The 10,871-nt window shown below is 75.3% G+C and carries 6 protein-coding genes; all 6 read right to left on the bottom strand.

The window, feature by feature from the left end:
* Positions 1-14 precede the first annotated feature (14 nt).
* On the bottom strand, positions 15-1,091 hold the full coding sequence (locus ACFV0G_RS17630; RefSeq protein WP_380547846.1) for a methyltransferase: 1,077 nt from the start codon (positions 1,089-1,091) through the stop codon (positions 15-17).
* A gap of 69 nt (positions 1,092-1,160) precedes the next feature.
* Positions 1,161-2,216, bottom strand: a complete 1,056-nt coding sequence (locus ACFV0G_RS17625) for a nitrous oxide reductase family maturation protein NosD (protein ID WP_380547843.1) — start codon at positions 2,214-2,216, stop codon at positions 1,161-1,163.
* A 162-nt stretch (positions 2,217-2,378) separates the two neighbouring features.
* A complete protein-coding gene (locus ACFV0G_RS17620; protein WP_380547840.1) occupies positions 2,379-3,737 on the bottom strand; it encodes a DUF2252 domain-containing protein in 1,359 nt (452 codons plus the stop codon).
* Positions 3,738-3,827: 90 nt separating this feature from the next.
* Positions 3,828-5,351, bottom strand: a complete 1,524-nt coding sequence (locus ACFV0G_RS17615; protein ID WP_380547837.1) for an MFS transporter — start codon at positions 5,349-5,351, stop codon at positions 3,828-3,830.
* A 163-nt stretch (positions 5,352-5,514) separates the two neighbouring features.
* Positions 5,515-6,867 carry a M1 family metallopeptidase gene (locus ACFV0G_RS17610; RefSeq protein ID WP_380547852.1) on the bottom strand — a complete coding sequence of 451 codons (1,353 nt, stop codon included), beginning with the start codon at positions 6,865-6,867 and terminating at the stop codon, positions 5,515-5,517.
* Between the two features lie 2 nt (positions 6,868-6,869).
* Positions 6,870-10,727, bottom strand: a complete 3,858-nt coding sequence (locus tag ACFV0G_RS17605) for a Pls/PosA family non-ribosomal peptide synthetase (protein WP_380547849.1) — start codon at positions 10,725-10,727, stop codon at positions 6,870-6,872.
* Positions 10,728-10,871: the final 144 nt, after the last annotated feature.

Genomic DNA, 10,871 nt, shown 5'->3' with positions numbered 1-10,871 from the left:
GGGAGGGTGGCGGATCAGCCCTCGACGACGCTGTCGAAGGCGTGCAGGTAGGGGTTGACCGGGCGGACCGCGTCGACCCGCAGGCCGGCCTCGGACATCAGGCCCAGCATGCTCTCCTGCGAGTGCTTGGCGCCGCCCACGTTGAGCAGCAGCAGCAGGTCCATCGCGGTGGTGAAGCGCATCGAGGGGCTGTCGTCGACGAGGTTCTCCACCACCACGACCCGGGCGCCGGGCCGGGCGGCCCGGACGATGTTGGCCAGCGTGCGGCGGGTGGACTCGTCGTCCCACTCCAGGATGTTCTTGATCAGGTAGAGGTCGGCCTCCACCGGGATGTCCACCCGGCAGTCGCCCGGCACCAGCCGGGCCCGGTCGGCCAGCGCCCCGCCGGGCCGCAGCCGGGCGTCGGCGCCGGCCACCACCTGCGGCAGGTCGAGCAGGGTGCCGTGCAGCTGCGGGTGCTTCTCCAGCAGGCCGGCCAGCGCCAGGCCCTGGCCGCCGCCGATGTCGACCACCGAGGAGACGCCGGTGACGTCCAGGAACGCCACCAGGTCCGCCGCGGACTGCCGGCTGGAGCTGCTCATCGCCTTGTCGAAGATGCGCGCGGACTCGGCCGCGTCGTCGTGCAGGTAGGGGAAGAACTCCTTGCCGAACACGTCGGGGAAGACGTTGCGGCCGGTGCGCACCGCATCGTCCAGCCGCGGCCAGACCTGCCAGGTCCACGGCTCGGTGCACCACAGGGCGATGTTGCGCAGGCTGTTGGGGGCGTCCTCGCGGAGCATCCGGGACATGTCGGTGTGCGCGAAGCGGTCGTCGCCGGACTCGGTGAAGATGCCGTAGCTGGCGAGCGCGCGCAGCAGACGGCGCAGCGGCTTCGGCTCCACGCCCAGTTCGGCGGCCATGTCGCGGACGGCGGTGGGGGAGTCGCCGACGGCGTCCGCCACGCCGAGCGAGGCGGCGGCGCGGATGGCGGCGGCGCAGGCCGCGCCGAAGACCAGTTCGCGCAGCCGCATCACGGCCGGCGGGGAGGCGGCGGGCGCGGGTGCGGCGAGGGCCGCCGCGGGCGGCGCGGAGGGCGGTGCGGTGGTGGACATCGGGCGCCTTTCGTACGGGGCAGTGACTGCCCGGTTTCGGGGGGTGCGTCCGGCCGGCGGGGTCGCCGGTCAGCAGTGGCCGGCGGGCTCGGAGACGCGGCAGGTGTTGCGGGAGAAGGTGTTGCCGGTGCCCGTGTCGCGGTCCGCGAGGTCGGCCGGCCCGTTGCCGGTCACCAGGTTGCCGGTCACGGTGATGCCGGTGTTGGGCGTGCCGACGAGGCTGGCGAACAGCACCACGCCGCCGGACATCGGCGAGTCGCCCCGGTTGTCCTCGACCCGGTTGCCGGTCACCAGCGAGTCCTCGGCGCCGGTGAAGAGGATCCCGGTGCCCTGGATGGCGGCCAGCCGAGGGTTGGGCGCGCAGTACTTGTTGTTCTCGTACACGTGGTTGTCACTGACCGTCAGGGCCCCGGCCCGCGGCACGCCCTCGTCGCCGACCACGAAGACGCCGCCGCAGTTGCCGGTGATGTCGTTGGCGTCGACGGTGAGGTCGCGCAGCCGGCGGACGGTGACCCCGATCCGGTTGCCGGCCAGGTGGTTGGCGCGGACGACGGTGCCGCCGGTGTCGATGGCGCCGCCCTCGTGGGCGACCGAGTTGGCCAGGAAGACGCCCGACTGGCCGTTGCCGGTGGCGTCGTTGCCGGTGATCACCGAGCGGACGGACAGCTCCTCGCTGATGCCCTGCTGGCCGTTGTCGTGCGCGCCGACGCCGGTCACCCGCAGGCCGTCGGTGCCGGAGGCGTCGATGCCGTTCTTGGCGAAGCCGGAGACGGTCAGCGAGGCGATCCGGACCCCGGTGAGCGGGGTGGCCGCGGCGCCGTGCACGCAGATGCCGTGGCCGGCCGTCGCGCAGGCGCCGGACGCCGTCGCCGCCGGGACGAGCACCGTCCGCGCGCCGGCGCCGCGCAGTGTGATGTCGGAGCGGTCGATCTCGACGCTCCCGGTGTAGGTGCCGGGCAGCAGTTGGACGGTGTCGCCGGGGGCCGCCGCGTCGACGGCCTGCTGGATGGAGTCACCGGGGCTGACGGTGTGCAGGGTCGCGGCGTGGGCGGGCGGGATCGCCCCCAGGCTCGCGACCAGGGCGGCGAGGCCGCCCGCGAGGTAGTGGGTCCGTCGCATGGGCATGGAGCTGTGGCCTGCTTTCGGGGTACGAGGTCCGAGGGCACGGGTCGGCACGTGCACGACCCGCCCCCGCCGACGCTAGGAGCGGCCGGGCGCCCCCGCCACTCGTGGTAGCCGGTTCGGTGCGTTCCGCTCAGCCGGCCGGGTGGCATCGGTGGCGATCCGTCATATCCCCTCGGTGGCCCGGATCCGGCCGGAGGCGACGGCCGCGGCCAGCAGCGCGTGGTCGGCGTCGGTGCGGTCCGCGTACGCCACCGCGAAGCGGGCCACGGCCCGGTCGAAGGTGTCGCTGCCGCCCAGGTAGCCGGCGATGGCGATCCGGTCGCCGGAGCGGGCGTGCGCCCGGGCCAGGGCGGTGCCGCACAGCGCCGCGTACTGGCAGAGCCCCCGGTGGGACATCTCCTCCACCACGACCGAGCCCTTCATGTCGCGCAGTTGGCGCCAGTAGAAGTGCCGGCCCCCGGGCCCGGTCATCCAGCCGAGGAAGATGTCGCCGGCCGCCTGCAGCAGGCGCTGGCCGGCGACCACCCGGTGGCCGTGGTGGTCCAGGGTGCTCGGCGGCAGGTGGTCCTCCAGGACGGAGCGGCCGGCCTCCTTGAACTGCAGGAGCAGCAGGTCGTCCTGGTCCCGGCCCTGGAGCAGGGCGACCAGGCAGCGGGTCCCGACGCTGCCGACGCCGACCACCTTGAGGGCGGCGTCCACGAAGCGGAAGCGGTCCAGCAGCGCCCGGCGCTCCTCGGGCAGCGAAGCCCGGTAGTCGGTCAGCGCGGCGTGCACCACCTCCTCGTCGAGGCCCTCCAGGCCGGCATGGGTGAGCAGCGGCGGGCGCTCCACGATCCGGCGCCGGCCGCCGACCGTCTCGGTGAGCTTGGCGGCGGCCTGGACGTTGTCGCGCCGACGGGCCGCGGCGAGCCGGTTCTCCGCCTTGCGCCGCCGGGCCGGGCGGCGGATCGCCGCCAGCACCTCCTCGGCGTCGATCCGCAGGTACCAGACCGCCAGTTCGCCGAGGCCGGCCAGCTGCCGCATCGCGGTGCGGTACGCCTCGACGCCGGCGAGGACCGCCTCGGCGGCCTGCGGGTTGCCGGCCCCGAGCGAGCGGGCGGCCACCGCGAGGCTCGCCGCCAGGCGCTTGACGTCCCACTCGAACGGGCCGGGCAGGGTCTCGTCGAAGTCGTTCAGGTCGAACAGCAGGGCGCGCTCCGGCGAGCCGAACACGCCGAAGTTCAGCAGGTGCGCGTCGCCGCAGAGCTGTACGGTCAGGCCGCTGTGCGGCACGGCGGCGAGGTCGGCCGCCATCACCGCGGCGGCGCCGCGCAGGAAGGCGAACGGCGAGGCGGCCATCCGCCCGTACCGGATCGGCAGCAGTTCGGCGAGCCGGTCCTCGGCCTGCGCCGTCAGCACGGCGACCGGATCGGGCCGGTCCGCGGCCGCCCCGGTGCCGTCGGCCTGTGCGGAGCGGGGAGCCCGCTTGCGGGCGGCGCGGCCGAGGTCCCTGCGCTCGGCCGGGGAGAGGTGTTCGGGCATCGGGTCCTCCCGGGGCCGACGGATGGCTACCGCACCAGCCTGCTCCTCGGGCGGGTCGGCCGCGGGACGCGCTGCGCCGATCGGGGGAGCTCAGCCCTCGGCGCCGGAGCGGTCGATGTCGTTCTCCCGGACCAGCCACAGCGCCAGCACGGCGCCGGCCAGGCTGACCAGGGCGCCCATGAACAGCACGGTGTTGAGGCCGCTCAGGAAGCCGGCGCGGGCGGCCGCCCGTACGGCCTCCCTCGCCGGGGCGGGGGTGGCGGCGAGCACCTGGTCGAGGCTGCCGGAGGACGCCGCCTCGACCAGCTCGCGCGGGCGGGCGCCCCGGGCGGCCTCGGTGCCCGCGGCCAGCTCGCGGAAGCGCTCGGTGCCGCGGCCGATGAACACCGCGCCCCAGACGGCGATCCCGACCGCGATGCCGACCTGCCGGAAGGTGTCGTTGACGCCCGCGGCCATGCCGCTCTTCTCCTTCGGCACCACGCTGACCGCCACGTCCGCGATCACCGGGTTGACCAGGCCGACGCCCGCGCCGGCCACCAGGAAGCCGCCGAGCAGGGTCGTCCACTGCGAGTCCGCGGTGATGCCGCCCATCAGCAGCAGCCCGACGCCGACCGCGGCGAGGCCCGTGCCGAGCATCAGCCGGGCCTGCACCCGCGACAGCAGGGCGCCGGCGATCGGCGCGACCAGGAAGCTCAGCAGGGTGGTCGGCAGGTAGCGCAGGCCGGCCTGGAACGCCGACAGTCCCAGGTAGTTCTGCAGGTAGAGCGTCAGGTAGAGGAAGAGCGCGAAGAGCGAGCTGGAGATGGCGAACGCGGCGAGCTGGACGCCGGTGAACGCCGGCCTCCGGAACAGCTCCAGCGGCAGCATCGGCTCGGGGACCCGCAGCTCGACCGCCACGAAGGCGGCCAGCAGCGCCGCGCAGCCGATGAACAGCCCGACGATCAGGGCGCTGCCCCAGCCCTCCGCGTTGCCCCGGACCAGTGCCAGCACCAGCAGGAACAGCGCGAGGCTGAAGGTCGCCACGCCCGCCCAGTCGATCCTGGTCGCGGCGGGGTCGCGGCTCTCGCGCAGCTTCAAGAAGGTCAGCACGGTCGCGCCCGCGCCGATCGGCACGTTCAGGTAGAAGATCGACTCCCAGCCGAGCGAGTCGGTCAGCACACCGCCGATCAGCGGGCCGACCGCGACCGCGATGCCGATCGTGGCACCGTACGCGCCCATCGCGGTGCCGCGTTCCCGGCCGGCCGGGAACTCCTGGGCGATCAGGGCGAGCGAGACCGCGAACATCACCGCCCCGCCGACGCCCTGGAGGGCGCGGGCGAGGTTGAGGAAGGTCGGGTTCGGGGCGACCGCGCACAGCAGCGAGGCCACCGAGAAGATCACCAGCCCGGCGGCGAAGGCCCGCCGCCGGCCGAGCCGGTCGGCCAGCGAACCGGCGGTCAGCACGAAGGCGGCCAGCGTCAGGGCGTACGCGTCGAAGACCCACTGCAGGTCGGTGAAGCTCGCGCCGAGATCCTTGCGGATGGAGGGCAGGGCCACGTTCACGACCGTGATGTCCAGCAGCAGCATGAAGGTCGCCACCGACACGGTCAGCAGGGTCCACCACTTGCGGGCCATGGGCCCCTCCTTCGCGTGCCCCCGCCGTTACGGATACGACGGTAGGCGACGGCGGAGCGTCACCGGCGCACGGGAGCGCGCGGGCGCGTCGCCCGGCGCGCGGCTCAGGCCCTCTCTTTCGGATCTTGCCGGGCGCGCTCCGACAAGATCCGAAAGAGAGGCCCTAGGCCGGCATCGGCGGCAGCCCGGGCCGGTGCAGCCATGCCTCGAAGAGCCCGTCCAGCGGCCGGTCGGTGTAGCGCGCGGCGTGCGCGACCAGGTCCGCCGTGGTCACCGAGCCGTGCCGCCCGGCGGTCGTCCAGCCGCGCACCATCCGGAAGAACGCGTCGTCGCCGAGGGCGAGGCGCAGCGCGTGCACGGTCAGCCCGCCGCGGTCGTACAACCGGTCGTCGAACATCAGCCGGCGGCCCGGGTCGGCGAGGCGCAGGTCCTGCGGCTGCCGGGTGAGCTTGCCGTACGCGATCGCCGCCCGCTGCTGCGCGGACAGCCCGCCGGAGCGCTCCGACCAGAGCCACTCCGCGTACTTCGCGAAGCCCTCGTTCAGCCAGATGTGCCGCCAGTCGGCCACCGTCACGCTGTTGCCGAACCACTGGTGGGCCAGCTCGTGCGCGACCAGGCGCTCCGAGCCGCGCAGCCCGTCCAGGTGGTTGGTGCCGAAGGTGGCCAGCCCCTGGGCCTCCACCGGGACGTCGAGCTCCTCGTCCGCGACCACCACCGCGTACTCGCCGAACGGGTACGGGCCGAACAGCTCCTCGAAGAGCCGCATCATCTCCGGCTGGCGGCCGAAGTCGTGCTCGAACCGGGACAGCAGCCGGGCCGGCACGTGGGCGCTCTGCGGCACCCCGCCCGGCAGCGCCTCGCGCAGCCGGACCTCCTTGTACATCCCGATCGACAGCCCCACCAGGTAGCTCGCGGTCGGCGCCGACTGCTCGTACACCCAGGTGGTGCTCGACGAGCGGGCCGTGCGGGTCAGCAGCCGTCCGCCGGTGACCACCGCGTACGCCGACGGGGTGGTCACCGAGACCTGGTAGCTGGCCTTGTCCGACGGCCGGTCGTTGCACGGGTACCAGGACGGCGCGCCGACCGGCTGGCTCGCCACCAGGGCGCCGTCGGTCAGCTCCTCCCAGCCCAGCCCGCCCCAGGGGCTGCGGACCGGGCGCGGGTTGCCCGACCAGTGGACCTCCACCGTGAAGGCCTCGCCGGGGCCCGGCGGCCGGTCGGGCCGGATCCGCAGCTTGCCGGCCCGCAGCGACCAGCGGGCCGTCCGGCCGTTCACCAGCACCTTGCCGATCTTGAAGTCGGCGAGGTCCAGGGCGAAATCGCGCAGCTGCGCCGGGCCCGCGATGGCGACGATCCGGGCGGAGCCCGCCAGCCGGTTGGGCGCGGGCCGGTAGTCCAGGACCAGTTCGTACCGGTGCACCCGGTAGCGGGTGTCCCCGTTGCCGGGGAAGTACGGGTCCGTGGCAACGGCCTTGGGGCTCACCGGTTCGATCACTTCCTGGGCGGACTGCGGCACGGTCACTGCTGCCAGGCCTCGATCGGGTTGCCGAGCCAGCGGGTGTCGGCGGGGACCGTCTCCGCACGCATCACCAGCGAGGCCGGCCCCAGCGTGGAACGCTCCCCGATCGTGCTGCCCGGCAGCACGATTCCGCCCGGGCCCAGGGTGGCGCCCTCGCGGAGAACCACAGTATCCAGCCTCATGATCCGGTCGTGGAAGAGGTGGGTCTGCAGCACACAGCCCCGGTTGATGCTCACCCCGTCCCCGAGCTCGACCAGGTCGGCCTCCGGCAGCCAGTAGCTCTCGCACCACACCCCGCGGCCGATCCGCGCACCCAGCGCCCGCAGCCACACGTCCAGCACCGCGGTGCCCGGCACCGCGCCCACCAGCCACGGCACCGCCAGCACCTCGACGAAGGTGTCGGCCAGCTCGTTGCGCCACACGAAGCCGCTCCACAGCGGGTGCTCCTCGGCGCGGAAGCGCCCGACCAGCAGCCACTTGGCGGCCACCGCGACCGCACAGGCCGCCACCCCGGCCGCCAGCAGCACGAGCCCGGCCAGCAGCGGCGAGTCCAGCGCGCACAGCGCGGCGGCGGTCAGCACCGCCAGCGCGGCGGACGCCAGCACCGGCACCAGCCGGCCCAGCTCCACCAGCCCGCGCGCCCACAGCAGCCGGGCCGGCGGGTCGTAGGTCAGCCGCACGTCCGCGGTGTCCGCCGCCCGCGGCAGCCGCACCGGCGGCATGCCCAGGTACGAGCTGCCGCGCTTGGCCTTCTTCGGCGCCGCCGACAGCACCCCCACCAGGCCGCGGTCGGGCACCGAGCGGCCCGGCGCGGTCATCCCGGAGTTGCCGAGGAACGCCTGCCGGCCGATCTCGGCCCGGCCGACCCGCACCCAGCCGCCGCCCAGCTCGTACGGGGCGATCAGCGTGTCGTCGGCCAGGAACGCGCCGTCCCCGACCGTGGTCAGGCTGGGCAGCGCCAGCACCGTCGACACCTCGGCCCGCCGGCCGACCCGCATCCCGAGCAGCCGCAGCCACACCGGGGTGATCAGCCCGGCGTACAGCGGGAAGAGCGTCTCGCGGGCCGCGTCCATCAGCTGGCTGACCGTCCACGCCTGCCAGCCGATCCGGCCGTGCAGCGGGTGGTAGCCGGTGCGCAGCCCGCGGCTCAGCACCCGGACCCCGGCCAGCACCAGCGCCGCGTACGCCAGCCCGTACACCAGCGTCGCCGGGACGACCGCCGCCAAGGCGCCGCGCAGCGCCGCGCCCAGGCCGTCGCCCGGGTGCACGAACAGGCCGGCCGTCAGCAGCGCCGGCACCAGTGCCAGCACCGGCAGCAGGCCCAGACCGAAGCCGGTGAGGCCGTACACGGCGGCCCACTGCGGGGTGCGCGCCGGCCGCTGCTTGGGCCAGCCCCGCTCCGCCTTGCCGAGCTTCACCGCGGGCGCGCCGCCCCATCGCTGGCCGGTCGGGACGTGCCCGGCCACGCCGGAGCCCGGCGCGACCTCGGCCCGCTTGCCGACCCGGGAGCCCGGGAACAGCACCGACCGGGTGCCGATCACCGCACCCGAGCCCACCCGCACCGGGCCGATCTCCAGCCGGTCGCCGTCCAGCCAGTAGCCGCACAGGTCGACCTCGTTCTCCACCGCGCAGCCCTTGCCCAGGCGCAGCATGCCGGTCACCGGCGGCAGCGCATGCAGGTCGACCTCCGGGCCGACCCGGGCGCCCAGCGCCCGCGCGTACCGCACCAGCCAGGCGCCGGTCAGCGAGGTCGCGCCGCTGGCCTCGGCGAGCCGCTCGGCCGCCCAGAGCCGCAGGTGCACCGAGCCGCCGCGCGGATGGCTGCCCGCCCGCACCCCGCGCAGCAGCAGCCGGGCGCCGCCGGCCGCGATCGCCAGCCGGCCCGGGGCGCTGAACAGCACCAGCGCACCCGCCGCGACCGCCCACCAGGAGGCGGTCGGCGCCCACGGGTAGTCGCCGCACCACGCCAGCACGTTGCCCAGCGCCAGCAGCGCCACCGACCAGCGCAGGCCGATCAGGGTGAACAGCGGCAGCAGCAGCGCCAGCTGCACGGCCTTCGCCCGGCGCGGCACCGGGGCGATCTCCCGGGCCGGGCCGTCGGCCCGGACCGAGCGCTCCAGCAGCCGGGCCAGGCGGCGCAGCGTCTTCTGCTGGTAGATGTCCAGCACGGACACCGCCGGGTAGCGGCCGCGCAGCAGGGTGGTCAGCTGGGCGGCGGCCAGGCTGCCGCCGCCGATCGCGAAGAAGTCGTCGTCGGCGCCCCGCACCGGGGCGCCCAGGATCTCGGCCCACTGCTCGGCCAGCCAGGCCTCGGTGCCGTACAGCTGCTCCGCCGGGCCGTCCTGCTCCAGGGCCGGCAGCGGCCAGGGCAGCGCGTTGCGGTCGACCTTGCCCGAGGTGCGGGTCGGCAGCTCGTCCACCGGCGCCAGCAGCGGCACCAGGGCGGCCGGCAGCTCGGCGCGCAGCCGCTCGACGGCGCCGGCCCGGTCGAAGCCGTCCTGGACGACCAGGTAGCCGACCAGCAGCTGGTTGCCGCTGCGCGCGGTGCGCACCGCCGCGGCGGCGCCGGCCACCTTGGGCAGCGCCTGGAGCGCGGCGTCGACCTCGCCCAGCTCGATCCGCCGCCCGCCGAGCTTGATCTGCTCGTCGCCGCGGCCGAGGAAGACCAGGCCCTCCGGTTCCGCGCGGACGATGTCGCCGCTGCGGTAGGCGCGCTCCCAGCCCAGCGAGGCGAGCGGCGCGTACTTCTCGGCGTCCTTGACCTCGTCCAGGTAGCGGGCCAGCCCGACGCCGCCGATCACCAGCTGGCCGCTGTCGCCCATCGCCACCGGCCGGTCGTCGGCGTCGACCACGGCCAGCTCCCAGCCGTCCAGCGGCAGGCCGATCCGCACCGGGCCCGTCCCGTCCAGCAGCGACCCGCAGGCGACCACGGTGGCCTCGGTCGGGCCGTAGGTGTTCCACACCTCGCGGCCCTCGGTGACCAGCCGCTCCACCAGCTCCGGCGGGCAGGCCTCACCGCCGAAGATCAGCAGCCGGACCTCCAGGAGCGCCTCCGCCGGCCAGAGCGCGGCCAGCGTCGGCACGGTCGAGATCACCGTGATCTCCTGGTCCGCCAGCCACGGCCCCAGATCGGCGCCGCTGCGCACCTGGGCCCGCGGCACCGGCACCAGGCAGGCGCCGTGCCGCCAGGCCAGCCACATCTCCTCGCAGGAGGCGTCGAACGCCACCGACAGCCCGGCCATCACGCGGTCGCCGGGGCCGATCGGCTCGTCCTGCAGGAACATCGCGGCCTCGGCGTCGACGAAGGCCGCCGCGTTGCGGTGGGTCACCGCCACGCCCTTGGGCCGTCCGGTGGAGCCGGAGGTGAAGATGATCCACGCGTCGTGGTCCGGGGTCGGCCGGCCGGGCTCGGAGCGCCCGATCCGCTGGTCGGCGATCCGCAGCCCGGCGGTGAGCACCGCCTTCACCCCGGCCTCGCCGAAGACCAGGTCGGCACGCTCGTCCGGGTCCTCGGCGTCGACCGGCACGTATGCCGCGCCGACCGCCAGCACCGCGAGGACGGCCACGTACAGGTCGTTGGTGCCCGACGGCACCCGGACGCCCACCCGGTCGCCGAGGCCCACGCCGGCCGCGGCCAGCCGGGCCCGCAGCTGCTCGACCGCGCCGGCCAGGGCGGCGTAGTCGAGCACCTCGGTGCCGTCGTCGAGGGCGGGCTCGTGCGGGTGCGCGGCGGTGGTCGCGGCCAGGACGTCGACGAGGGTCCTGGCGGCGGGCGCCGCTCTGCCGGCGAACAGTGCGGTGTCGCCGGGAGGCGCGGTCGCAACGGTCGTCGCGCCGTCCTCAGGAGCCTCGTCCATCGTCGTGGCAGCCATCCGGTCCTCGTCCTCGCGCCCCTCGGCCCGCTTCGCGGCGGACGGCGCGGGGGGGGGCCGCGGGGGGGACCGCGACGGGGCCACCCCCCCCGGTTGTTAGGCGGTGGGGTGGGACGCCCCCCCCCCCCC

The organism is Kitasatospora sp. NPDC059571 (genome assembly GCF_042735675.1).
GTDB lineage: Bacteria > Actinomycetota > Actinomycetes > Streptomycetales > Streptomycetaceae > Kitasatospora.
The sequence above is the reverse complement of the archived record's forward strand: the minus strand, read 5'-3'. Positions and strand labels throughout refer to the sequence as shown.